Source organism: Psychromonas arctica (genome assembly GCF_036697365.1).
In the GTDB taxonomy this organism is placed as follows: Bacteria; Pseudomonadota; Gammaproteobacteria; order Enterobacterales; family Psychromonadaceae; genus Psychromonas; species Psychromonas arctica_A.
The window spans coordinates 16,738-41,489 of record NZ_JBAHZA010000014.1; the positions used below are offsets into that span (position 1 = coordinate 16,738).

26 protein-coding genes are annotated in these 24,752 nt (G+C 36.8%); 15 read left to right on the top strand and 11 right to left on the bottom strand.

Annotation, left to right across the window (positions count from 1 at the left end; all coding sequences use genetic code 11):
- Positions 1-268: 268 nt before the first annotated feature.
- A complete protein-coding gene (locus tag V5290_RS14120; RefSeq protein ID WP_333387057.1) occupies positions 269-820 on the top strand; it encodes a GNAT family N-acetyltransferase in 552 nt (183 codons plus the stop codon).
- A gap of 129 nt (positions 821-949) precedes the next feature.
- Complete coding sequence (locus V5290_RS14125; RefSeq protein ID WP_333387059.1) at positions 950-1,414, top strand: ASCH domain-containing protein; 465 nt, start codon at positions 950-952, stop codon at positions 1,412-1,414.
- Positions 1,415-1,614: 200 nt separating this feature from the next.
- On the opposite strand, the gene V5290_RS14130 is transcribed toward V5290_RS14125, so the two are convergent.
- A complete protein-coding gene (locus tag V5290_RS14130; protein ID WP_333387061.1) occupies positions 1,615-2,253 on the bottom strand; it encodes an NAD(P)-binding oxidoreductase in 639 nt (212 codons plus the stop codon).
- A 138-nt stretch (positions 2,254-2,391) separates the two neighbouring features.
- Positions 2,392-2,814 (bottom strand): MAPEG family protein, encoded by a 423-nt coding sequence (locus V5290_RS14135; RefSeq protein WP_333387063.1) that lies wholly within the window; start codon positions 2,812-2,814, stop codon positions 2,392-2,394.
- Positions 2,815-3,843: 1,029 nt separating this feature from the next.
- Here V5290_RS14135 and V5290_RS14140 point away from each other — a divergent pair.
- The 4 genes from V5290_RS14140 (at position 3,844) to V5290_RS14155 (ending at position 6,453) form a co-directional block, all read left to right on the top strand.
- Positions 3,844-5,094 carry a sodium:proton antiporter gene (locus tag V5290_RS14140; protein WP_333387065.1) on the top strand — a complete coding sequence of 417 codons (1,251 nt, stop codon included), beginning with the start codon at positions 3,844-3,846 and terminating at the stop codon, positions 5,092-5,094.
- Between the two features lie 537 nt (positions 5,095-5,631).
- Complete coding sequence (locus tag V5290_RS14145) at positions 5,632-5,847, top strand: DUF4177 domain-containing protein (protein WP_333387066.1); 216 nt, start codon at positions 5,632-5,634, stop codon at positions 5,845-5,847.
- Positions 5,747-6,064, top strand: coding sequence for a membrane protein insertion efficiency factor YidD (gene yidD / locus V5290_RS14150; RefSeq protein ID WP_333387068.1), 318 nt, complete (start codon positions 5,747-5,749; stop codon positions 6,062-6,064). The genes V5290_RS14145 and yidD overlap by 101 nt, the downstream gene beginning before the upstream one ends.
- Positions 6,064-6,453 carry a TM2 domain-containing protein gene (locus V5290_RS14155; protein WP_333387070.1) on the top strand — a complete coding sequence of 130 codons (390 nt, stop codon included), beginning with the start codon at positions 6,064-6,066 and terminating at the stop codon, positions 6,451-6,453. Before yidD ends, V5290_RS14155 begins: the two co-directional genes overlap by 1 nt.
- Before the next feature lie 135 nt (positions 6,454-6,588).
- Here the strand turns inward: V5290_RS14155 and V5290_RS14160 are convergent, their stop codons facing one another.
- Positions 6,589-6,957, bottom strand: a complete 369-nt coding sequence (locus V5290_RS14160) for a ribosome recycling factor family protein (RefSeq protein ID WP_333387072.1) — start codon at positions 6,955-6,957, stop codon at positions 6,589-6,591.
- A 187-nt stretch (positions 6,958-7,144) separates the two neighbouring features.
- Here V5290_RS14160 and V5290_RS14165 point away from each other — a divergent pair, with 187 nt between their 5' ends.
- From V5290_RS14165 to V5290_RS14175, 3 genes are all read left to right on the top strand, one after another.
- Positions 7,145-7,567, top strand: a complete 423-nt coding sequence (locus V5290_RS14165; protein WP_333387074.1) for a hypothetical protein — start codon at positions 7,145-7,147, stop codon at positions 7,565-7,567.
- A gap of 251 nt (positions 7,568-7,818) precedes the next feature.
- A complete protein-coding gene (locus tag V5290_RS14170) occupies positions 7,819-8,253 on the top strand; it encodes a nuclear transport factor 2 family protein (protein ID WP_333387076.1) in 435 nt (144 codons plus the stop codon).
- 811 nt (positions 8,254-9,064) lie between these two features.
- A complete protein-coding gene (locus V5290_RS14175) occupies positions 9,065-10,471 on the top strand; it encodes an esterase-like activity of phytase family protein (RefSeq protein WP_333387078.1) in 1,407 nt (468 codons plus the stop codon).
- A gap of 294 nt (positions 10,472-10,765) precedes the next feature.
- Here the strand turns inward: V5290_RS14175 and V5290_RS14180 are convergent, their stop codons facing one another.
- From V5290_RS14180 to V5290_RS14200, 5 genes are all read right to left on the bottom strand, one after another.
- A complete protein-coding gene (locus V5290_RS14180) occupies positions 10,766-12,496 on the bottom strand; it encodes an alpha-amylase family glycosyl hydrolase (protein WP_333387080.1) in 1,731 nt (576 codons plus the stop codon).
- A gap of 111 nt (positions 12,497-12,607) precedes the next feature.
- Positions 12,608-12,871 (bottom strand): DUF7218 family protein, encoded by a 264-nt coding sequence (locus tag V5290_RS14185; protein WP_333387082.1) that lies wholly within the window; start codon positions 12,869-12,871, stop codon positions 12,608-12,610.
- A gap of 78 nt (positions 12,872-12,949) precedes the next feature.
- Positions 12,950-13,408, bottom strand: a complete 459-nt coding sequence (locus tag V5290_RS14190) for a hypothetical protein (RefSeq protein ID WP_333387083.1) — start codon at positions 13,406-13,408, stop codon at positions 12,950-12,952.
- Between the two features lie 125 nt (positions 13,409-13,533).
- Entirely contained in the window at positions 13,534-14,214 is a 681-nt protein-coding gene (locus V5290_RS14195) for an SDR family oxidoreductase (protein WP_333387085.1), read from the bottom strand.
- Positions 14,215-14,248: 34 nt separating this feature from the next.
- A complete protein-coding gene (locus V5290_RS14200; protein WP_333387087.1) occupies positions 14,249-14,803 on the bottom strand; it encodes a type 1 glutamine amidotransferase domain-containing protein in 555 nt (184 codons plus the stop codon).
- A gap of 657 nt (positions 14,804-15,460) precedes the next feature.
- Here V5290_RS14200 and V5290_RS14205 point away from each other — a divergent pair.
- Positions 15,461-15,619, top strand: coding sequence for a YqaE/Pmp3 family membrane protein (locus V5290_RS14205; protein WP_113819835.1), 159 nt, complete (start codon positions 15,461-15,463; stop codon positions 15,617-15,619).
- A gap of 198 nt (positions 15,620-15,817) precedes the next feature.
- On the opposite strand, the gene V5290_RS14210 is transcribed toward V5290_RS14205, so the two are convergent.
- A complete protein-coding gene (locus V5290_RS14210; RefSeq protein ID WP_333387089.1) occupies positions 15,818-16,780 on the bottom strand; it encodes a D-glycerate dehydrogenase in 963 nt (320 codons plus the stop codon).
- Between the two features lie 588 nt (positions 16,781-17,368).
- Here V5290_RS14210 and V5290_RS14215 point away from each other — a divergent pair.
- Genes V5290_RS14215 through V5290_RS14225 form a run of 3 tightly spaced genes read left to right on the top strand, consistent with a single transcriptional unit; the run spans position 17,369 to position 19,909 of the window.
- Complete coding sequence (locus V5290_RS14215) at positions 17,369-18,808, top strand: cytochrome ubiquinol oxidase subunit I (RefSeq protein ID WP_333387092.1); 1,440 nt, start codon at positions 17,369-17,371, stop codon at positions 18,806-18,808.
- Entirely contained in the window at positions 18,798-19,802 is a 1,005-nt protein-coding gene (cydB, locus tag V5290_RS14220) for a cytochrome d ubiquinol oxidase subunit II (RefSeq protein WP_333387095.1), read from the top strand. The genes V5290_RS14215 and cydB overlap by 11 nt, the downstream gene beginning before the upstream one ends.
- On the top strand, positions 19,802-19,909 hold the full coding sequence (locus V5290_RS14225; RefSeq protein WP_333387098.1) for a DUF2474 family protein: 108 nt from the start codon (positions 19,802-19,804) through the stop codon (positions 19,907-19,909). The genes cydB and V5290_RS14225 overlap by 1 nt, the downstream gene beginning before the upstream one ends.
- 238 nt (positions 19,910-20,147) lie before the next feature.
- Here the strand turns inward: V5290_RS14225 and V5290_RS14230 are convergent, their stop codons facing one another.
- Positions 20,148-20,555 carry a tetratricopeptide repeat protein gene (locus V5290_RS14230; RefSeq protein ID WP_333387102.1) on the bottom strand — a complete coding sequence of 136 codons (408 nt, stop codon included), beginning with the start codon at positions 20,553-20,555 and terminating at the stop codon, positions 20,148-20,150.
- Positions 20,556-20,640: 85 nt separating this feature from the next.
- Complete coding sequence (gene mrcB, locus V5290_RS14235; protein ID WP_333387104.1) at positions 20,641-22,893, bottom strand: penicillin-binding protein 1B; 2,253 nt, start codon at positions 22,891-22,893, stop codon at positions 20,641-20,643.
- Positions 22,894-23,260: 367 nt separating this feature from the next.
- Here mrcB and V5290_RS14240 point away from each other — a divergent pair, with 367 nt between their 5' ends.
- On the top strand, positions 23,261-24,094 hold the full coding sequence (locus V5290_RS14240; RefSeq protein ID WP_333387108.1) for a 5'-nucleotidase, lipoprotein e(P4) family: 834 nt from the start codon (positions 23,261-23,263) through the stop codon (positions 24,092-24,094).
- Positions 24,095-24,438: 344 nt separating this feature from the next.
- Positions 24,439-24,630, top strand: a complete 192-nt coding sequence (locus V5290_RS14245) for a CsbD family protein (RefSeq protein ID WP_333387111.1) — start codon at positions 24,439-24,441, stop codon at positions 24,628-24,630.
- Positions 24,631-24,752: the final 122 nt, after the last annotated feature.

Sequence of the window (24,752 nt, forward strand, 5' to 3'; positions counted from 1 at the left end):
CTACTTTATTCTTCTGGTAAGAAAAAGTAGAGTCGCCGACAGGGCGAAAACACTGTCAATATAAATCAAACAGACTCGACGAGCGTAGACGAGTTAAAAGTGAAGTTAGGATCAGGTCTTGTGTATTTAATTATTTAATTATTTAAGTTTTTAACTAAAATAATTGCTCGTATTTTGAATTATTCTATTGTATTCGTTAATTGTGTAAAGATCGTGGACACCCATAAACTTTGACTGGCCATAATCATTCTTCTAGGAGATATTCACCTTGAAAGTAATACCTGAGTTAGAAACTGAAAACTTAATTATTTCTGTTTTAAAACCGGATGATTTTGAATTACTTGTCAAATATGAAAGTAATAACTTCAGTCATTTAGCTCCTTGGGAGCCGGTAAGGCCTGTAGGATATTTTGGCTTAGAAGAAACAAAAAAACGTGTGGCGTTAAACTTTAAAAGTTTTCAATCTGGGGCTGCAATTCCGCTTGTTGCTTTTGATAAAAGTAAGTCTGAGATTATTTGTGTATGTACATTTTCTAATATTGTTCATGGTGCGTTTCAAGCTTGTCATCTTGGCTACTCAATCTCTGAGAAAAACCAAGGTAAAGGGATAATGTTTGAAATGCTGCAAGCATCAATACAGTATGTATTTACCGAATACAATTTACATAGAGTGATGGCTAACTATATTCCAACCAATACGCGTTCTGGCAAGTTGTTGGAGAGGCTAGGATTTCAAAAGGAAGGGTTAGCAAAGTCTTATTTAAAAATAGCTGGCTCATGGCAAGATCATGTTTTAACGTCAAAAATAAACCCGAGTTGAGCTATTAGATAACAAAGGAACAAGCTGGTCTCGTAATAGTTTTTTTGTCTGACTTCCTTTCATATTTCATCAAAGAATAACATGCCGCCTAAAATGGCGTGCTACTCCAATAATTACCTGGAGGGTTTCATGGAAGAACAATCTCGACTTTATTTAGAAAAATTCCTCAACACTTTAAGTGATTCGGATCGCCTGAAGTATCAATCATTCAGTTCAGACTACTTTTGTGCTGATGAACATAATGCCAATTTATGTGCCGAATTAATCAAAATTGGTCAAAAGACAGCAACTTGTAGTCTGAGTCATTGGTATGACTCAGGTGAAGAGCCAATGCCAACTGCTGGGCATTTAATGGTTGTTATTGATTGGGCGCGTAACCCTGTTTGTATTATTGAAACTGACTCCGTTGAAAAGTGTAAATACAATGAAGTTACCTCTGAGTTTGCTTATGCAGAAGGAGAGGGCGACCGTTCACTGGAATGGTGGAGAAAAGCACATTGGGACTTCTTTGCTAAAGAATGCAATGATTTGGGTATTGAGCCAAATGAAAATATGATGCTAGTTTTAGAGCGTTTCCACGTTGTTTATCAATAAAGTAATATAGCAACCAGATCAATCTAAAAGAGCTTAGATACCAGTTAATTAATCAAAATGAAACTAGCATATTAAGATGTAAGCTTTAAGTGCCATTGTTGAGAGCGCTTAATATAGCGCGCCCTCAATATCACTCTGTTTACCTTACTGCCTGTTGTTGACTAAACAATACATATTTAGTTGTAACAGGCATGCAGACTTTACGAAGGTAAAACTTCATCAATACTTTTACTACCGTTAAAAATTTCGGTAATAGCGCTTGTCTTAGGTGGATTTGTCACTGCAAATAACAGTGCTTTAGCCACGTCATCGCGCGTGATTGTCGCTTGTTCTTTTTGCTCTGGTCGCTCATTGGTGAACTTGCCTTTACCTGTGTCATTGGTGAGTGAACCAGGGCGTATTATTGAATAATGCAAGCCACTGTTCATTAGGTGGTCATCTGCCATATGTTTGGCCACTAAATAGGGATGCATGTTTTCTGGACCTTCTGACGGATCACCGGCTCCAATCGAACTGACCATAGTGAAATGCTTCACATCGTGATTTTTTGCATAATCAGCTGCTCTACAGGCTGCCCATAAATCGATCAGTATGGTTTTATCTGCGCCAGTATGGCCACCAGAGCCTGCTGCAAAAACGACATTTTCACAGTCTTTAAACGCGTGTCCAAAATCTTTGTTAAGATCTTCTTCAACAATGGTTAGTTTGTCATTATGTATATCTGATAGTTTGCTTTTATCACGCACCAATGCGACTAAGTGTTGATCGTTATCTAGCATCAATTGTGTGAGTTTTTTACCAATTTGACCACTTGCGCCAATAATTAATGTCTGTTTCATTTTATCTCCTGCTCGGTTTTAAGATTAGGTTTATGTTATTAAAAATAATGCTTAACGTTGTTATTGAGAATTTACTTATTATGAGTGTGCTTGTTTTGATGTTAGTTATTACATCTCGTCACTTATTACTTTTAGAGCTTATGATTGAATAAGTCCTAGACCCAATATCACTAACATAACTACATTTGCTGCTATACCAATCAAAAAGAAGTAGGTGCGTGGACTCGGGTTCTTTTCAGTTGCAATGGTGTAGTACAACGACATGTGCACAATTCTGGCGACAAGGTAAGTCCAAATACAAATAGCAAAAATAGGGCTTTGTACGTTAAGTGCAAATGCCAATAGCACCGTGCCTACAAATAGCGCACTGTTTTCTAGGGTATTGTGGAAAGTACGATGCGCTCTGAAAACAAAACTATTGTGAGATAGATTTTCATCAATTTTCCCAGGGACTGCATTGGGTTGTTTTGATTTACTAAAGGTGGCAACTACCCACTGAATCAGTAACATCACTAAATATAAATAAAATGCCATGTGTCCTGTGTAAGCAATGTCGTTCATCTTTATTTACCTTCTCATCAATTCAGTGATATTAGAACTGCAACTACTGTTCCAATTTTAACTTGTTGATTTAAATGCATTAATTTATTGTTAATTAAAAGGTACATGAAATAAGTACAGAGGGATTGTAAGATTTACATAGGTAAGTTGTTGTTTAATAATAGAAATATTCTATTTAATGAAAAGCACTCTATAAAATGGATATTGAAGGGGGGACTGATTCAAAAAAGTAGGACATCCAAACCTTTTGACTAACATTTAAAAGTAATCTACTTTTTAGTAATCCAGTTTTATTACTAGGAGGTAGTTTATTGATTTGCTCACGCAAATAAGTAACTTTATGTTTAAGCGTTAAGGGAATAGCTTGCGAGAATAAGTGTTGCAAAGAGTTACTTTATTTTGAGTTTATCCTGTGTTTCCAATTTATACTGACTCGGAATACAAAGAGTTAAAATAATGCAAACTAAGCACAACGAAAAAAAAGTTATAAGCGTCCAAGGAATGAAGGGCTCAAAGAATTGAACTCCAAAAACTATGAGCAAAGAAGATAGTGACGCAGATAATTTACGCCAATCAGTAAATGTATGTAATGCTCCGCAATTTACACATCTAGTTTTTGTTCTAAAAAATGCAAAGAAAAACCAGCTTACAGATAATTTGGCTGAACATTTTAGGCATACAGGTAGCATTTCCAAGACTCCGCTTTCTTACGATTGCTAATAGGTTATGTGCAATAAATAAAAATCATCAAAAATAACACGCATAGATTATGGCTGTCTAGAATTGCTTATTTCTATAATCTGCAAGTGAATACCTTTATATTTAGGCGTTAAGGGAATAGCTTACCAGTACTAGATATTACTATTAATTTACTTAGTGTTTACAATAATGCCATGTATTGATGTTTTTGGTATGTTTGCCGACGCTATATGAATATAATACGAGGTAACTGTATCAAAAAATAATAACCCTTCAGTTTTACTTGTTTTTGAGTAAGGCATCATTAAATAAATATTGAGATTTTAAACCATGGCACCAGCAACTAGCCTCAGCGTACTTGAAATAAGTGCGATATTTTTATCAATTACCGCGTTACTCACCTATGTAAACCATCGCTTCATTGGCTTACCAACCACCATTGGCGTGATGGTTATTTCAATGCTTTTATCTATTGTCGCTATATTTTTGGGCTTTTTAGGATTTGATGAGCTTATCGATTACGAAGTGAGCTTACTCGATCAGTTAGATTTCACTGAGGTTTTGCTTGATGGCATGCTCTCTATGTTGCTTTTTGCTGGGGCGCTACACGTAAATGTGAGCGACTTAAGGCGCTACAAATTACCAATAGGTATTTTGGCGTGTGTTGGTACTTTATTATCGACGGTTATCATTGCTGGCGGGCTTTATTTACTGCTGCCTTTGCTTGGTTTTGAGTTAGGGTTCATTTGGTGTTTATTGTTTGGTGCATTAATTTCACCAACTGATCCGATTGCGGTAATGGGTATTTTACAATCTGCTGGTGCGCCCAAAAGTATTGAAACTGTGATTGCAGGTGAATCATTGTTTAACGATGGTATAGGCGTGGTTATTTTTGTGCTTTTACTAGGTGTGTTATCCAGTGGTGATATTCCTACAACTTATCATGTAGCGCACTCGCTAGCAGTTGAAGCTGGTGGCGGTATTATTTTTGGTTTGGTAATAGGTGCTATTTTATATTACTTACTTAAAAGTATTGATAGTTACCAAGAAGAGGTGCTACTTACTTTAGCGGGCGTTCTTGGTGGTTATGCACTGGCAAGCCATTGGCATTTGTCAGGCCCACTTGCAATGGTCATGATAGGGTTAATGATTGGTAATCATGGGCGTAGTATGGCGATGAGCGATAAAACGCGTCATTACGTTGATCTGTTTTGGGAACTGATAGACGAAATTTTAAATGCCATTTTATTTGTATTGATCGGGCTTGAAGTAGTCATGATTACATTCTCGAGTAATTTGTTTATAGCTGGTGGCTTAACCATTTTAATCGCATTGCTCGCACGTTTAGTGGTTGTGGGTGTAACAACCACTACATTTAATAAACAATTAGAGTTGCCATCTGGCGCGTGGAAAGTATTAACTTGGGGTGGTTTGCGTGGTGGTATTTCGGTGGCACTAGTATTGCAATTACCTGATGGAGCGCAGCGTGATATTTTATTAGCCCTGACTTATGCCGTTGTGGTGTTTTCTATTTTAATTCAAGGTTTGAGTATTGGTAAAGTAGCGAGAACTCTTCGTTAAATATAAAGATATTAAATATAACTGTTCAAAAAGCGTATGAAATAGCTATATTTCATACACTTTTTTATTTCTCTCTTATTTTTATTTCTCTCCTATAAAGAAGGCAATTAGAGCGCAAAGGTGAATGGCACTTAGGTGTTTTGTTATCTAATCAATATTATCCGAACTTTTAGGTTAAATTTTCTTAATACATAGCTTTATACCGCTATTTGTGTGGTTAATGACGAGAATGTATAGAGTCTATCTGCTGTTGTTGAACAGCTATTGTTAAGTGAGAGGTTTTAATAATAAAAATGTTATTACCTTATACCTTACTACCTTATTAACTGCCTATTAACTATCCATTACCGTTATAGAGTAAATATAAGCAGTAAATCTAAATATTACTGACAATATACTATTGATTCTGCTTTAGCGGTTTAACTAAAATTATCCTGTATAACATGTAGTTATGTGATGAAAACTTCATGTTTATCTTGATGCATTGATAACTGTGAGTTAATATATTTTTTTAATCAAAAATAAGTAATTAATAATATGACAGCATTTACAGAATACAAAGTCGTCCACGTGGTTGAGGGCGGTTGCGGTACTATCTTTTTAGGCGCTAGTGGTTTACCAGTACAAAAAATGGAAGCAGACTTAAACAAGTATGCACAAGACGGATGGCAAGTGGTTTTCCAAGTTGTTGAACAAAAACGTTTCTTATTATTTTGGAAACGTGAAGCTGTTATTATTACTCTTGGCCGTTAAATATATATCGCTAAAATTGATCCACCTTTATCAATCTAAGGGGGGATCAAAAAAGTTATTAAATATCGAATGTAACTTTGAACCAACATGCTCTGAATATACAAAACAATGTATTCAGAAGTACGGCGCGTTGAAAGGGTGGCGATTAGGTTTATCTAGAATTAAACGATGTAATCAACCTGATTTAGTAGAGAAAATACACGATGAGGTGCCTTAATGTCGATATTTGAACCATTGCAAGAACTAGAAAAAAAAGAAGAATTGTTTAGACAACAATTAAATGGTTTATCGAAAGAACAAAGAAAATCCTTCTACGAAGTTCAATCCCAAAATCTTAAAGATCCAGATACCTATGCGGCATTAAATTGGCTATTTCTAGGTGGTATTCATCATTTCTATTTAAAAAAATATGCTTTGTTTGCAATGGAGTTGATACTTTTAACCGTGAGTGTTATTGGATTCTTCTTAGGGCATGCAAGTTCGATATACATTATTATTTTGCTATGTGTATATGAGTTACCACAACTCTTTTTCTCGCAAAAAATAGCAAGACAGTATAATTATAATTTATCTTGCAATATTTTGAATGAAACCCGAAAAAGTTAACGAAGATAGTTAAGTAGAGTTATCGTTACAGGTGAAGTGTCTTTGATAAAGTACTACGTTTATCTATGCCAATAACAAAGTAAGTTTCGACTTGCTTTTTTTATGCATAAAAGAAAACGGGGGGGCTTTGTTTTATTAAGCTAAACCTTCTGCTTTATCGATAGCTCTACGAGCTTCAATTAAAGTACAGCCTGTTTCTTTTATTAAGCGGTTAATGGTCATTCCTGGTTCAGATAGGGCTATTGCCACTAAATCAAAGCTGGGCTTTGGTAAACCTTTGGTAATAGCTTCAGCAATCCAAGCCATCTTTGGTTGCTGTAGTTGTTCTCTTATCTCAATAAGTTGGCTTTGTTGTCCTGTTAATAGCCAATTCTTAGAGCGGCGAATTCGCTTTAAACTGCAATTATATTGATTAACCAAAGCTATGATTGTTGCCTTACAATCAATGCGATGCAGAAAGTTATTCAATTGGATAGATAGAGTTGTAGTGTCGCTTTGGAGCACAGGTTATTACAGCCATTCTTAATATTTAATAGCGTCATCATAACCTTTACCTATAGAAAGTGTATAGAGGCTTGATTGGCAATAGTCGTTTTACCGTTCATTAAAGGATTTAGTTATCGAATTTGCAGAAGAGTTCTCCTTAAAAGAGAAAATACAACGTGTCATCTTATATACACTGATTGGTGGCTTGATTGTTATTACCCATTTGAAATGGGTATTTCCATATATAGGTTGGTATGCGGAGACTGCCTATTGCCATACTCCCTTTGGCTATCCTGGTATTATGGTGCTTTGGTATTCATTATTTATTGGGATGCCACTATTGTGTGGAGCCTTATTTGCTATTTCTTCTGTACCAATTGGGATTCGTAGTTTAAGAGATAAGCAATTTCCACCGAAAGGTTTCAAAGTTTATAAGCCAACTAAAATTGTTACTGGCTGGCGTGCAAAAGTAAAATCCTTAGGTTACACATTTGGTGGATTACTCTTTGTTGTGATCGCTATATGGGGCTACTTTCAAGTAGATAGCATGCCAAACGAACCGGAAGCATTTGATTACAGCATATGTGAGTCTGCACTGCTCGGTCATCCTCTGTTTGAATCTTTTTAATGTTATCAGTTTGCTATTTAAAGGTTTTGCTTGTTAGGTACATCATCGTCTTTAAGTTCACTGCTTAATGGTACTAAGCATCAGTATTTTTTCTTCTTAAATAACAGAATAAATGTTTGGACGAATGGGTTGAAACTCTGGACTATCTCATTCCTTTTTATCTATAGAAAGCGTTACATTATCAAGCAAGTAAATAATTTTATTACTTATTCATCTCATCTTTATACAACATCCAAAATAGAGAACATAATATGTTTAAATCTTTTTTTATCATCGTAGGTATTACCTTTTTTTCATTAAATGTACAGGCAGATAAGGCAACAGATACCATTGCAATTGAAGCGGCTGTAAATGACTATTTCCAAGGACAGGGCGAAGCGAGTAAAGAACGATTATTCCGTGCTTTCGCTGCAGACAACGCGACAATGGTCGGCGTAGTAAAAGATGATAATGGTAAAGAGATCATTAAATCGTGGAAAGACATGAACAGTGTATTAAATAAATGGGCTGCTAATGAAAATCCAGCAGGTGGGAATTTAGATGGTGAAATCCTAAGTCTTGATATTGTTGATGAGCGTTTAGCAGTGGTGCTTTTCCGCTCTACTAACCGTTTTTATGATGCGTTAACATTAGCTAAAGTTAATAATGAATGGAAAATAATCGGTAAATCTTACGTGCTTCAATAGTGATTATTCTAATTACTTGAGAGGTTTTGTTTCCAGACGTTTTTGAATAGAAAAGGAGTCTCTTTTCTCACGTTATAGCAAGCTTTGGCTTGCTTTTTTATTTCTGAAGCCCTTTGTTAATAACTCCACCAATCTACATTGTCTTTATTTTCTATAAATTTTTGATATTTACGCTTAATGAGTGCTAATTAGCTTTTTTACAGTTGTTATCAAGGCCAAAGTTAAAAACTCTAAAATAGATTTGTTGATTTAACTAAGTTATGAAATTGCTTAGAGTAATTTGATTAAACCAACAATCAAAATAATGAAACCACCTAGAATATATAAAATAGGATATATTCTCGATTTTTTACTCACATCACGGACTAAACGTACAGTAAGGAAGCAGTGAATAAAATCATCTCTGAATGAGTAGTTACTATCTAAAGAGATAGCTCGCCTAAAAGATAGTATTCCATACGATATGAAGCCGATAGATATCAAGGTCGTCATTAATAATTTATACCATGACACTTCAAACAAAATAATATTTCTGGGAATGATATTTATTCATAACCGCCTCTTTTCAAAACTGTTTGCACTTTTTATCATATTTGAGTCATATGCAGAATCCATTTATTAGTCTTAAATGACTAAATTATATAGCCATAAAGAGCCTTTAATTTAACTATTCCTCCCTCATAAAAAATTCTGTTTTTATAATTCTTTTTGTATCAGTTAGTTAAGTAAGCATACAAGGTTCATTAAACTGTCATATTCATTTTGTACTTTAAGGTAATGAAACAAATTTATCTTAAGGTTTTCAATGTTAATGAATAAAACAACTTTAGCCCGTGTGTTGTCAGGGGCTTTATTATTTAGTGCTGTTAGTCAGGTTACGGCTGCGGAAGTAGATTCGGTTTTTAATGCTTTTTCGAACGAGGGCAGTCAATTACCTTATTCAGTTTTACGTGCTGATTTACAGGATGCAAAAACACACTTACCGCTTGAAATTCGTAATGGTGGTTATGGCTCTGCGATGACAGCTCATCCTAGCCAGAAAAACCAATTTTATGCATTAACAGACCGTGGGCCTAACGCTAACCATCAAGGTGAGTATGGTAAAGGTAAGAGTTTCCCGGTTGCTGATTACACGCCGCGTATTGGTTTATTTGAAGTGCAAGCGAATGGCAAGGTTGTGCAATTAAAAGAGATCCTATTAAAACGTCCTGATGGTCGCGTTATTTCTGGATTACCTAATACCTCTGCATTAGGAGGCACAGGCGAGACGCCTTATCACGCTGATGGAAAACCTGTCTTAGTTGATGATAGTAAACCGTATAATGCAACAACGAATCCGATTAAGTTGGATGATTATGGGTTAGATGGCGAGGGTTTAGTCGCGCTAAAAGATGGTTCATTTTGGGTAAGTGATGAGTATGGACCACACATTGTTCACTTTGATGCTAATGGTGTCGAAATAGACCGCATCAATGCATTTAAAGATGACAGTCGCGCTTCATTACATTTGCCTTCTGTGTATCAGCATCGTCGTCCTAATCGCGGTATGGAAGGGTTAGCAATTACACCTGATGAAAAAATGCTGGTAGGCATTATGCAATCTACGCTGAAAAATCCTGATAAGGCGGCACAAAAGGGCGACCTCACCCGTATCGTTACATTAAATTTAAATAATGGTGAAACAGAACAATATTTATACCGTCAAGAGAAGCTTGAGAATGCAAATTCTGAGATTGCAGCATTGACTGATAATAAATTCTTAGTGATTGAGCGAGATGGGAGTTTCTTGCTTGGTGGGCCTCAAAAAGCCAATCCAGATGCACAAAAGCAAGTTTATCGTATCGACTTAAGTAGTGGAACTTCACTTTCAACGGTTCCTTTATCTTCATCTATCACGCAAGATGAAAGCCATGGTTTGTTAATTGATGGGTTAACACTAGAGCAATATGTGCAGAAAAACGGTTGGGATGCATTAGCGAAATTAGGAATTAAACCTGTCTCTAAAAAGCTGGTGGTCGATATGGTTAAAGAAGTTGCTTATAAACATGACAAAATGGAAGGTTTATGGGTAATTGATGATCAGCATTTAGGTGTGTTAAATGATGATGACTTTGCGACTTGGTCAACGGGTGGCAAGTTAGAGCAAAAGTATTTAGATCAAAATACGGTTGATGCGAATCGTTTATACATCATTAATAAGAACTTACTTGCAGAGTAATATTAGCGTTCAGTTGCATTTAGCAAAGGAAGTTGGCTTATACATGAACTGGACTTTTTAAACTATCAGGGCAGGCGAATAGCTAACTTGGTAGTTTAAAAGTACAGCTTACTCCTTCTGTATTAGCGACTGACATTTTTAGCAGGATCTTTTAATTGAGGAACGTCGACACTCATAAACTTTATTCGCTAAACTACACCATCAAAATTAAGCCCTCAAAACTAAGCTATCAAAACAAGACTGCTTTCCAAAATATGGCTATTCAGGCTGTCTATTCAGCTTGTTTCCCTTTACCTAATTAGAAAAAATGAACACACTGTATTTAGGCATTTTGATAGCTCCATTATTTGCGCTAACTTGATCGGTCACTATGCCATCAGACCATGCAAATAAACATGTCGCTTCTTTGTTTAGTCCGTTTAATACATATTCGTTTATTTCTGCATCAGATAGGTTCAGGTAAACATTAATTTGTTCATCAGCAATGCCATTCGAACGGCTGAATCCAATAATCTTATGCTCGTCATCACGGTGTATAATGTCTGTTTGGTCACCGGTTAACCCTGCTGAACTACCCTCATTATTTTTACGCAATGCAATTAATTGTTGGAAGGCTGCATAATATTCATTAAATTGCTGTTTTTTGTGCCAATTAAGTGCTTCATTATCATCAAACCAGCCATCTTCTTTCATCTCCTGCCCTTGAAATAGCATCGGGACACCCGCTGTGGTCAAGACTAACGTGGCTGCAATAATGCCTTTTTGACGTGCAAAAAAATCATCGTCAACGTTACCGGGGGCAATTTCTTCTACGATTCTAGCTTGCCCGTTAGCAACTTCATCATGTGATTCTGTATATATAACACGTGAATAAACGTTGCCACTGTGACTATGCAGCAGGGCACCTATTACTTTATCAAGGTCTATATCTTTAGCGGTTGGCTGAGTTAACGCTGCTCGTATTGGGTGCACAAATTCTGCATCCCACTGCGATGTAAAACCACAGCCATTTTGTTCTACTGGAGCAGTGATGAAATCATGCTTGTGCAGATCTTCGGCTATACACATTTTATTAGGAAAGCTTTGTTTGATGGTTGAATTGATATCCTGAATCAGTTTATAGCCTTCTGGAATATCATCTTGTCCGTTATCTTCCCCAGAAATACAGCGCATGAAAGGCAACATATCGACTCTCAATCCATCGGCTTTAAACTCTCTTAGCCACATTAATGCACTGTCTTTGATGTAGTCGCATACTTCGATACGACCGTAATCAGGTCGGGTCTCGCCCCAAGGTGTTGAACTTCTGTGGTCATTGTAAAAATAAATGCCGCCTTTATCGTTTTCGCTCCAACCATCGAATTGCCATATGTCTAAATCACTGGGGCCAAAATGGTTATACACAACATCTAAAATGACACCAATATCTCGCTGGTGTGCTGCATCTATAAATCGTTTTAAACCATCGGGACCACCATAGGCTTCCTCAACAGCAAAAGGGGAGGCAGGGTTATATCCCCAACTAATATCACCAGCGAATTCATTGACTGGCATTATTTCTAATACATTGACACCTAGTTCAACTAAATCATCCAGCTTATCAATTGCAGAGTTAAAAGTGCCTCGTTGGCCTGATAGTTGATTAAAGGTGCCGATATGCATTTCGTAAATGATTCTTTGATGGACGGGAGGTAATTCAAAATCGTCTATTTTCCAACTAAATTCATCATCGTATATGATTGAATTACCTACGCTGTTAGTCATTTTTCTAGCGCGAGGATCATTTTTTGTGCTCTTCTTATTATCTGCGGGCTCAATACAAAATTTATACTGATCATTGTTTGAAGCTGTTGGAATATCGACCCACCAAATCCCGTTATCTGTTTGTTGCATTACATTTTGGTCTTTGTTCCAATCATTAAAGTCACCAACCAAAGAAACTGATTTAGCATTGGGTGCCCATACTGAAAATTGGTAACCTTTGTCTATTTTATTAACACCTAAAACTCCTTGATATGTTGACATAGTTTTGTGCTCCAATAATGTATTCGATAAGATGAAAGAAGTTTTTATTTAATTTTTTAAACTATCATTAATGTGGAATATGAATAATATCTTTAATCATGAAACGATTAACTAATGGGATCTTAATGCGTCAATCAATTCTTGTTTATTCATCTTAGAACGGCCATCAATGGTTAATGTTTGTGCTCGTTTATACAATTCAACTTTAGTCCAGTTTTCATATGGCTGCGCTTTTCCGCCTTTTTTAGCTGGGTGCATATCTGGGTTCGCTTGTGCATTAGCGATGCGCGCCGATTTTTCTTTACTGTTTCCTTGGCTAATTAAGGCTTCGTAAACGCTGTCATTTTTAATTTGTTTACCATGTTGTTCAGACATTATTTTCTCCTTCAGTTGCGTTAAAACGACCGCATTAACGGCCTGTTTTAATAAGTGCATCAGTTTCTTTAGCCTCTATCAAATATCACCCATTTCATTGATATCGATGGATAGTTGTTTCTTTTTTTGTTCTGCGTGCTGGTGAAGATTATCAAACACTTTTTCTACTTCTTGGGATTCATTTGATTTAGCAATACCTTGGTAAATATTTGAGAAATATTGGTTAAAGCGATCTGCTAATGCTTCAACTTGTTCACTCGTTACTTCTGGATGCTTAAACTCAGTTGAAAATAAAGCATCAGGGTTTTGCTCAGGATCAAATTGAATAAATGCTTCTCGAGTTTTATTCGATGCTTTATCAAGGTAGGCACTAACAAAATCAAGCAATTCAAGTTCGTGTTTTATCAGAATATCCAATAATAATTTGGTTCTTTGATTTTCAGCCTGCATTGATAATGATTGATAAAATTCTGCAATACGTGAGTGCAACTTTTGATTTTGTTTTAAGAAATCTGCTACGTTATTAAAGTTATTCATTAAGTTGCTTCCTTTAAGTTTTTACTTACTTTTTAATGTTGATTAATAGACCCATTAAGCGAGTTAAATAGGCCTAACTATGTAAATGAGTAATGTAAATGAGTAATGCAAATGAGTCATGTAAGTTAGTTTGTCGGCATGAGTGTTATTTCTCTAACATCACAACGAGGGTTAGCGGAAATGGCATAAACAACCGCTTCTGCAACATCTATAGGATCTAACTTGTCAGGCTTAGCTTCATCGAAGAAAGGGGTGTTAACCATGCCTGGACAGATGGTAGTGCAACGACCTTTCCATTCTGCCATCTCAATCGCTAAATTTTGTGCAAAACCATAAGCAAACCATTTTGAAGCGCCGTACACTGAACCTTTAAGTGAAATTTTTCCTGCTATGGAGCTAGTGACGATGAAGTGCCCTTGAGTTTCTTTTAGTGCAGGAAGGCTCGCTTTAGCGGTATAGAGTAACGCGTTTATATTGACATCTAGCATGGTTTTCCACTCATCTGGGTTGCCATTTTCAATACCAGGTGTACTTGCGCCCATACCTGCATTGGCAAATACAACGTCTACTCTGCCAAACTTCTCTTTCGCTTTATTGATGACGTTACTAATTTCATCCAAGTTTGATACATCTGCTGTGACCGCTAATACTTTATCCGCTCCCCAGCGTTGTACTATTTTGTTAAGTTTTTCTGTGCTTCTTGCTGTGATCACTGCTTTGTGTCCAGCTTCGATGACTTTATCGACTGTCGCTGCGCCGATGCCACTTGAAGCACCTGTTACGACTACTATTTTTTGATTGTTCATGTTTCACCTTCTACTTATCTTTAATGTGAGTAATTTAATGTGTCAGTTGGTATGCAATCGCATCGACAAAAGCAGGAATGTCATCAGGGTTGCGGCTCGTTATTAGTTTTCCATCGACAACTACTGTTTTATCTTCCCAGTGCGCCCCTGCATTTTTTAAGTCTGTGCTGATACTTGGAAAAGAGGTGACCTTTTTATTATTTACAATATCAGCCTCTACTAATAACCAAGGACCATGGCAAATAGCAGCGATTGCTTTTATGTTGTCTTCTTTTGTGGCTTTTTGAATTAACGACACCACTTCTTTATTGGTGCGTAAGATGTCTGGATTGATTTGACCGCCCGGAAAAATAAGACCGTCATAATCTGAAAGGGTGATATCGCTAACTTGTTTATCAACATTAACTTTTTCGCCCCATTTGTTGACATCCCAGCCACAAATTTGTTGATTTTTATCGATTGATAAAACGTCAATTTCGGCACCCAGTGCGGCTAAATTTTGTTTAGGTTGAAGTAATTCGCTTTGTTCAAAGCCATCGGTTGCAATCATTGCTATTTTTTTGTTTTTAAGTGAATTGTCGTCATTCATTCTGCCTCCCATTCAAATAAATTAATGATTATTCGCTTATCCTTCTTATATATTGTTCTGTGTAGCGTCTAATCTGGCTATTTAGTTACTTTGACGTTGCAATACCAATACCATGTTGTAAAAAGTTGGCTGACATCATTTAAAATAGGGGGCTAAGAGGAGTTTTAGGCTTTGTAAGAGAATTAATGTTTTGGAAGAAATGATGTAATATTTTTATTTATAAATGTAATAATTTCATGGTGTGGTTACTTTTATGGAGCTTGAAATATTTGTATTTCAGTCAATAAATCTCTCTATTAATTTTTTAAATAGTGCGCTAAATACGCATAAAAAATATTAATGTTTTAACGGGGGAATGTTAGCTTTGAATCATATTGATATAGAGTTACAAGCCTTATAAACACTTGTTCTAGATTCATCTCTATTTAAGATGGAAGTTGTCTGTTTCAATTTGTTAACTCAACCTATTTCCTGATGCAATATTTTGTATCTCCCCCCATAAAAGTACCGCCTCTTTTTAAACTGTAAATCCGTGGCATGCTATTTGCTCTAGTCTTTATTGTTACACGAATATATTAAGCGAGGAAAGTTGCTACAGGTTGTTGAAATCGCCGTTTAGCCGTTTCCAAAGACTCATTTACATTTAAGGATTAACCAATGGATATTATTCGAATTATTTTTGCTGTTTTATTGCCACCACTAGGTGTTTTTTTACAAGTCGGATTCTCTTGGACATTAGTCTTGAATATCATTTTGACGCTTTTCGGTTATATTCCGGGCATTATCCACGCAATTTGGGTTATCGCAAGAAAGTAACAAAGTAGATTAAATTTGGGGTTCATGCTTACCAATTGGTGCTAAGAGAGTGGAGCCTATAAAGCGAGTGGACAGCCATAAACTGTATCGGTTGATCCACTCCACTAAAAAAATACTTCATTATCAATAACCCACTATATAAAATACGGAGTAGTTTGTTTCGTTATTTTAAAATAATGATGTTGTCTATTTTGTTGTTCAACTCACAACACAATTTTTTGTTAAATCTCCAATGTAAGCTGCTTTGAGGTTTTCTATTGCGCATGTAATCATTGCAACTCTTGTTTCTGAGGTTGCGGAGCCAATATGGGGGAAAAGCGTTATATTTTTTAACTTCATTAAAGGAGAGCTTTGTGGAAGTGGCTCGACTTCATAAACATCCAAACCTGCGGCTCTGATTGTTTGGTTTTTTAATGCGATTGCTAACGCATTTTGGTCAACTACATTTCCTCGTCCACCATTAATGAAAATGGCTGAATCTTTCATTAGTTCAAATTCTCTTTGGCCAATGAGAAGGTCAGTTTGTTGGTTAGCGGGTAATATTGAACAAACAAAATCTGAATCAGCTAATAATTCATCAAGCTCCATTTTTTGTGCGTTTAAGTTGTCTTCTGCTTTTGAATTTACACTGCGGTTATAGTAATTTATTTGCATGTCAAAGCCTAAGTGTGCTCGTTTCGCAACGGCATAACCTATACGCCCCATGCCTAATATGCCGAGCTTTTTACCGTGAATATCCACACCAAAATAATCATCTTTTAAGTTATTAGACCATTTACCGGATGTGACAAAGTTATTTAATTCAGTTGTTCTTCTTGCTGAACACATGATTAAAGTGAAAATGGTGTCGGCAGTGGTATCCGTTAAAACATCCGGAGTGTGCATTAATGCAATGTTGCGCGATTTTAGGTATTCAAGATCAAAGTGATCATAGCCCACTGAAATAGTTGATATTACTTTTAAGTTCAGAGCATGCTGTAAAATTTCTTGATGCAATTTAACGCCTGAGCCAATTAAACCAATGGCATCTTTAATTTCGTGGATAAATTGTTTTAAATTACTTTCATCTATATTATCAAAACAGATCAGGTTAAACATTTGGCTTAATAACAATTTTTGTTGTTCTGGGATTTTTTTATATAACACAACTTTATCTTTCATCATTTTCCCTTTTAAACCTTTTGAGAGGGGACAGGCTAAAATGTTAATTTAGTTATTCATGGCTAAAAATGATATTGCCCTAGTACGAGCTCACCTTATTGTCGCTATTACAGTAAAAGTCGACAAGACCAATAAACTTCGCAGCTTAACCCACTTCCCAAAACAATACTTCCTTACCAATAACTTACAGTTAAAGGTGAGACTTCTGTCTATAAAATCGTGGACATATTTTTAAAAAAAGACTCTTCAACTGAACTTTACGTTTTTATATCACGTATTTATTGATGTCATTAATTAAAAGTTTGTAATTCGATAAGTGCAATTTATCCAGCATAAAAATGCTAAGTATATAAGAATTGATGAGCAGTTATCTTTGCTCTTTTTACTCAATTCTCGCAACAATAGATAGCGTATACGGCATATTCGATGTTCCAGATTATCAATGATTAACACAATGGCAATAGGTTAAGTAAGCGTCATTTCCTATTTGAAAGTTATATGCCTGATGTTGCTTTTGTTTCAATACTCATTTTATTGCTGCATGAGTTAAACATAATTTAAATTCAAACTTATACGAGGTCTATGATTATGTTTGAAAGTTTCAACGCCGAGACACTTGCCAGAATTCAGTTTGCATTCACTGTTTCCTTCCATATTATATTTCCAGCTTTTTCGATTGGACTCGCTAGTTATCTAGCCGTTTTAAACGGTATGTGGCTAAAAACGCATGATAAAACTTATCTTTTTTTGTTTAACTATTGGAAAAAGATCTTTGCGGTTGCCTTTGGTATGGGCGTCGTTTCCGGTATCGTTATGTCCTATCAATTTGGTACTAACTGGTCGGTGTTTTCAGATAAAACAGGGCCGGTTCTTGGACCACTTATGGCCTATGAAGTACTTTCCGCTTTCTTCCTCGAGGCTGGTTTTTTAGGTATCGCTTTATTCGGGCGTGAGCGTGTGGGCGATAAGCTACACATGTTCGCGGTCAGTATGGTTGCTTTTGGTACATTAATGTCAGCAACTTGGATTTTATCTGTTAACTCGTGGATGCAAACACCTGCTGGCTACAGCATTAATGAGTTAGGTCAGTTTGTTCCTGAGGACTGGATGCAGATCGTTTTTAATCCTTCGTTCCCTTACCGTTTAGCACACATGGTTGTCGCCGCTTTTCTAACAACAGCTCTAGTTGTTGGCGCTGTCGGGGCTTTACACCTATTAAGAAGAAAAACCGATGTTGCTGCCCGTCGTATGTTTTCAATGGCAATGGGAATGTTAATCATTGCTGCTCCTTTGCAAATTGTGGTGGGAGACTTTCATGGTTTAAATACGTTAGAGCATCAACCAGCCAAAGTAATGGCGATGGAAGGGCATTATGATAGTCACCCTGAAGGTGCTCCGCTGATTTTATTTGGTATTCCTAATCCAGAACAAAAGAGAATTGATTACGCGATTCAGATACCCAAGGTGTCTAGCTTAATTTTAAAGCATGATTTAAATGCGCCGCTTGCTGGTTTAGATACGATTGCAGATGAAGATGAGCCACCTGTTGCCATTGTCTTCTGGAGCTTCCGTATCATGATTTCTCTCGGTTTTGCGATGTTAGGTTTAGCTGTATGGAGTTTTTGGGGACGTATGCGTGGCAAGCTTTATGATGATGATTGGTTAAAGCGCGCTGCGATCGTAATGGGACCAATGGGATTTGTAGCCGTACTCGCAGGTTGGGTTACTACTGAAGTGGGTCGTCAACCTTTCACTGTCTATGGCTTATTGCGAACTTCAGATAGTCTTGCACCCATTGCAGCACCTGCTGTAGCAGTTTCTCTTATCGCATTTATTGTTGTTTACTTCTTTGTGTTTGGGGCCGGTACTTACTACATATTAAGATTGATGAATAAATTGCCGGAGGCATCTGGCGTTGACATGAGTGATGGGCCCATCAGAACCGCAGAAAAACAAATTATTGAAACCATCGATATAACTCACGCAGACCATAAGTCAGATGGCCAAGGAGATAACCATGGAATTTGAATTATCATTTATCTGGGCAATCATTATCACGTTTGCTGTACTTTGTTATGTCATTTTAGATGGCTTTGATTTGGGCATTGGTATTCTGTTTCCGTCGGCTAAGTCAGAACAAGACAAGTCGGTCATGATGAATACTATTGCACCTGTTTGGGACGGTAATGAAACTTGGTTAGTGATGGCGGGTGGTGGCTTGTTTGCTGTTTTTCCTCTCGCCTATGCGGTTATTATGCCTGCCTTATATATGCCTATTATATTGATGTTACTAGCGTTAATTTTTAGAGGTGTCGCTTTTGAATATCGTTGGAGAACGGTTCGTTGGAAACCTGTTTGGGACTTTTCTTTCTTCGCAGGTTCGGTGATAGCTGCCTTTGCTCAAGGTATTTCTCTTGGCGCTTTAGTACAAGGTATTGAGGTTGCTAACCGTGCTTACGCTGGTGGTTGGTGGGACTGGCTGACTCCATTCTCATTATTTACTGGGGGTGCTGTTGTCATAGGCTATGGTTTATTGGGCTCTACTTGGTTAATCATGAAAACAGAAGGCGAGTTACAAACCAGAATGCGTGGTTATGCTAAAGGGTTAGCGATTGCTACCCTCGGATTTATAGGCGTTGTTAGTGTCTTAACGCCTTTCCAAGATCCTGCTTATTTCCAACGCTGGTTCTCGTTACCAGGTAGTATCTTTAGTGTATTGGTTCCTGTTTTAGTGGGGTTATGTACTTGGTTGCTCTTTACTGGGTTAAAACAGTGTAAAGAGGCACAACCATTTTTAGCTTCACTTGGTTTATTTGTGCTTAGCTTTATCGGTATTCTTATTAGTTTCTACCCTAATATTGTACCGCCAAGTTTAACCATTACTGAAGCTGCAGCACCTGATTCGAGTTTAAAATTCGCTTTAATGGGAACAATAGTATTAATACCACTTATTTTAATTTACACCGCTTATGCCTACTGGGTATTCCGAGGTAAAGTAAGACCAGAGGATGGGTATCACTAATGGTTATGAATAAATATAAAAAACTCGCTTGGTTTATTGGCATTTGGCTTGCCGGAGTATTGGCACTATTTGTTGTGGCTATGTTGATTAAGTCAGTCATTCTTTAGCTGCTTTTGTGCTAGAAATTGCTGTTAAAAAGCGAGTCTCAACGGTCGTATAAAAGGCTTGAAGGTTAAGCCGGCAATGTAGGGAGAAAAGTTCGCTTTTCTCCCTTTTTCATTGTCATGGAGTTAGAGATGGTTGGTGTATCGACCACTCTTGAACAATCGAATTTAGATGGGGTAATCTACTAACGCAACTAAGAGTTCTTTAGTAGTATTTATAGCAGAGGCTATTTCTCCTTTTTTATTGCTGCTCAAGTTTATCTAATAATGATTCAGCTTGATTAGTTAATGCTGAATTTGGATTTAAGCTGAGTGCTTTTTCTGCGAATGAATGTGCCTGAGCTGTTTTGCCTTGGCGTTCATTTAACTCTGCTAGGCGCAAATAGACTTCAGGGTTACGAGGAGAAATTCTAATTGCTCGTTCCAATGATCTTGTTGCACCCTGTAGGTTCCCACTGTTCTCTTGTTGTTCAGAAAGACTTAATAATGAGCTTAATGCAGAGCTTCTCTTAACGGAATTATCAGTACTATTTTTGGAAGTATTGATTGTGCTTGGGATTGTCGGATCTGTCACTGGAGCTGTAGGTTGTGTACTACAAGCCCATAAAAAACTAGATAAACAAACAATAGCAATTTTATAATGATTCATTATGTTGGTCTCTTTATATCAATGATATTAGATAATTGATCTATTTTAATAAGTAAAATAGATCAATTAATTAGTGTGATTGGTATTAGTCAGCTAAATTACGGAACCAATCGATAACTTTATCTGTTGTACTACAACGAATTTCTTCTTTTGGCTCACTGCCATTTACAAAAGGCAGTGGAATAGCATTGCCACAACCTTCTTGGCTACCAACACCCGTTTCACTATCGACCCAACTTATAGAAACATTTTTTGGCGGTAAATTTTGTAAAGGCTGTTCAGCACGCGCTTTAAAAATATCAGCCCAGACGCGAAGTGCACCACTTGAACCAGTTAATCCAGTTGTTTTATTATCATCTCGACCAAGCCAAACAACCGCTTGCATATCATCGGAAAAGCCTGCAAACCAACTGTCTCGTAGGTCATTGGTTGTTCCCGTTTTCCCTGCCACAGCAAAATCAGGCAGCAACCATTGTAACGCTTTAGCAGACCCTTCGTGTGTTACTGCTTGTAGTGCATGGCGTAAAACGTAAATAGTACTGGAATCAAAGCGTTTTTGAATGTCGATAGGGTAGCTTGTTAATACTTCTCCGCTTGGATTCACAACCGCGCTAATTGCTAATAATGGCGTATAAAACCCACCAGATGAAATAGTTTGATACATCTGAGCAACGTCAAGTGGACTCAGTTCAGCTGCTCCTAATGTAATTGCAGGTACAGCAGGAACATCACTCTCAACACCAAGTTGTTTTATGGTTGATAATATATTGTCCAAGCCAAGTTCATTACCTAAACGTGCGGTTGCTTGGTTGTATGAATGAGCTAATGCTTTATATAAAAGCACATCACCATGATCTTTTAAATCATAATTTTTTGGAGCCCAAGTGTCACCGTTAGCGAATTTTTGCTCGTAGGCTGCATCACTTACTGAACTCGCTAATGTATATTGTTCACTTTTTTCCAATGCGGTTAAATAGACGGCTGGTTTCATTAATGAACCAATTTGACGACGAGCATCAATGGCGCGATTAAAGCCTGCATATTGAGTATCGCTTCCACCTACAATAGCGGTAACTGCACCTGTGTTAGGTTGTGTAACAATCACTGCACCTTGTAAGTTTGCACTTGCGTCAGATTTTTTCTGTTTAGCAATCATTTTAACCAAGCTAGACTCAGCCGTTTCTTGGATTAATGGGTTAAAATGAGTGAAAATAGATAAGCCATCAGAACTTAAGTCTTCTGGTTTATAGTCATTTTGCAACTGTCTGCGTACTAGGTCTAAATAAGCAGGGTAGCGTTTGCTTTTACCGTTACTGCGTGTACTAACCCCGAGAGGAGTTTGCTTCGCTGACTCAGCAAGATCTGCATCAAGATAGTTTTCTTTCACTGCAATATCTAGCACTAAATTACGACGTTTTAATGCGCGTTCAGGGTTACGCCATGGGTTGTAATAGCTTGCGCCACGTACAAGAGCAACCAATAGTGCTTGTTGTGACAGGGATAAATCCATCAGATTTTTTTTGAAATAATATTGGCTGGCTAAACCAAAACCATGAATGGCACGTGGACCATCTTGTCCAAGGTATATTTCATTCATGTATCCTTCTAAAATCTCTCCTTTGCTGGCATGTAACTCCAATAATATAGCCATCAGAGCTTCCTGCGCTTTACGAATTAATGTGCGCTCCGGAGTGAGGTAATAGTTTTTAATTAATTGTTGTGTCAGGGTTGATGCTCCCTGTGAAAATCCACCATTTTTAATGTTTTCAACCATTGCTCGGGCAATACCACGCAGTGAAATACCATAATGATTATAAAAATCTTTGTCTTCAACGCCGACCAACATTTTTTGTAATGATACTGGGACATCATCAAGCTGCACTAGAATTCTATCTTCATTGTGTGATGGGTAGATCCCACCAATTACTAGCGGCTGTAATCTCACTAAGGGTTTATTATTTTGGCTTTCTAAGGTTGATACAACGCCATTATTTAAGGTGAGTTGTATTTTTTGTGCTGCTGCTAACTCATCGCTGAATTGGAATTCAGGGATATAAATAGTCACTTGATTTTGGTTAATGAACGCCTCGCCGGGGTGGTTAACATCTTTGACAAATTGATACCCGAGCATTGTCATTTCTTCACGTAAGTCAGCGAGTGTGAGTGGTAATCCTTCATAGATTTCTAGAGGTCGAGCATATACTGTAGATGCAACTGACCACTGTTTATCTTTAAACGTGTTATTAACAATAGAGTCTAAGTAAAGGAGGGTACTAACAGCTGCAATGACGAATATTAATAATGCTGATCTTCGTTTATTTAAGTATTTATGACGCACAGAAAGGCCTTTTGAGAACGAGAAATAAAAATAGAGTAGTAACATGGACAGCAAATTATTGCAGAATGTTCAACTTATCGGCTATATCAAACGATTTATTTTGAAAACTGACTTTAGTCAATGAGAAAGGCTTGAATGAGCTAGCTAAACAAACATGATTATTTAACCCTAGTTGAGAGTATTGGAGGGAGTTTAATTGTGTTTTCTGATACTTATCTTTGTGTGAGTACGAATAAGATATCGAAAATACTGCATTAAACGTTGATTTTATAGACGATTACGATTCAAAATAATTAATAGACAAATAATGATTATAAATATAATGTAATTTTGCACTTTTATTATCAATAACATACATGGAGTTCCAATGAAGACCTTTTCAAAATGCTTGTTAGCAGTCACATTAGCGACGACTGTTGTATCTACTTCTTTTGCCGCAGATAAGACGTTTACTACGAAAGACTTAAATGATGAGTCTGTTTTAGCGTTGTCATGGATTCAAAATGCCGCTGAGTACAAAGCGCTTTCTTATCAAGCCTTTAATATCGCTAAGTTAAGATGGGATATGGATAAGCAAGCTGGTAAAAAAGCGATCATTGTAGATGTGGATGAAACCATTATTGATAATAGCCCTTTTAACGGTGGCTTAATTGGTAAAGACTACGGCTATAACGATACAAGATGGAAAGAGTGGGCTGATGATAAAAGTGCCACTGCTATTCCTGGGGCTGTCGCGTTTTTAAATCATGTGGTAGAAACTGGTGGTGACGTTTTTTACGTGACTAACAGAAAATCAATGCCGGAAAAGAACATGGATTTGAAAGCGGTAACAATGGAAAATTTGAGCGCATTAGGATTTCCGCAAGTTGATGAAAAACACATGATGTTAAGAACCGGAACATCTAAAAAACAAGAACGTCGTGATAATGTTACTGATATGGGATACCGCGTTGTTTTATTAATGGGTGATAACCTAGCCGATTTCGATGAAGCTTTTGATGGCGATACAATGGATTCTCGCAATGCTGCAACAGAAGCTAATGAAGCTAAATTTGGCGATAAGTTCATTGTCTTACCAAACCCAATTTATGGCGCGTGGGAAGGTGCGGTATATGGTGGCGGTAAATGGTATAAAAAATCATCAGAAGAAAAGTCTGAGCTAAGACAAGAAACTTTAAGAAAGTTTACATTCGAAGAATAATTTAAGTTCGCTTTTTACTTTAAATAGTCCAGTACTTCTTAATCTACTTTATATACCTTTTAAGGCGAAGTAGAGTGGCGTACTGGGCACAGCCTCAATATTAATAAATATCCTCCTCCTTAGTGATTACTTATCTGCTTTTCCCATTTTCTGAGCTTTTTTTAAACTTTTGAACATCCATGAAAGACTGACAATGTGTGATGTAAAAGTTACAGAGAAAATATTATTTCAAATATTCCATATTATTTTTTTCTTAAAATTCAGTTAGTTATTTTTTGGCATGTAACTTGTAATCCCACTTAGTAAGACTATTAATTTTTTTAACTAAGCAATGGGGTTATATAATGAATAACGACATAATTAAAGGTAAGTGGAAACAAGTTTCTGGTACATTAAAAGAGAAATGGGGTAAATTAACCGATGATGATTTACAGGAAATTAACGGTGATCTAGAAATCTTCCAAGGTAAAATGCTAGAGAAATATGGTATGGAAAAAGATGAAGCTAAAAAAGAATTTGATCAATCAACTTCTTAACTCATCTTTGATTAATTTTCATATTATTAAGGGCCATGATTAGGCCCTTTTTTATATCTGCTTGACAATACCACTTTGAGTCGCAATCGAAAACATAAAAGAGTGTTGTCAATTTTGAGCTT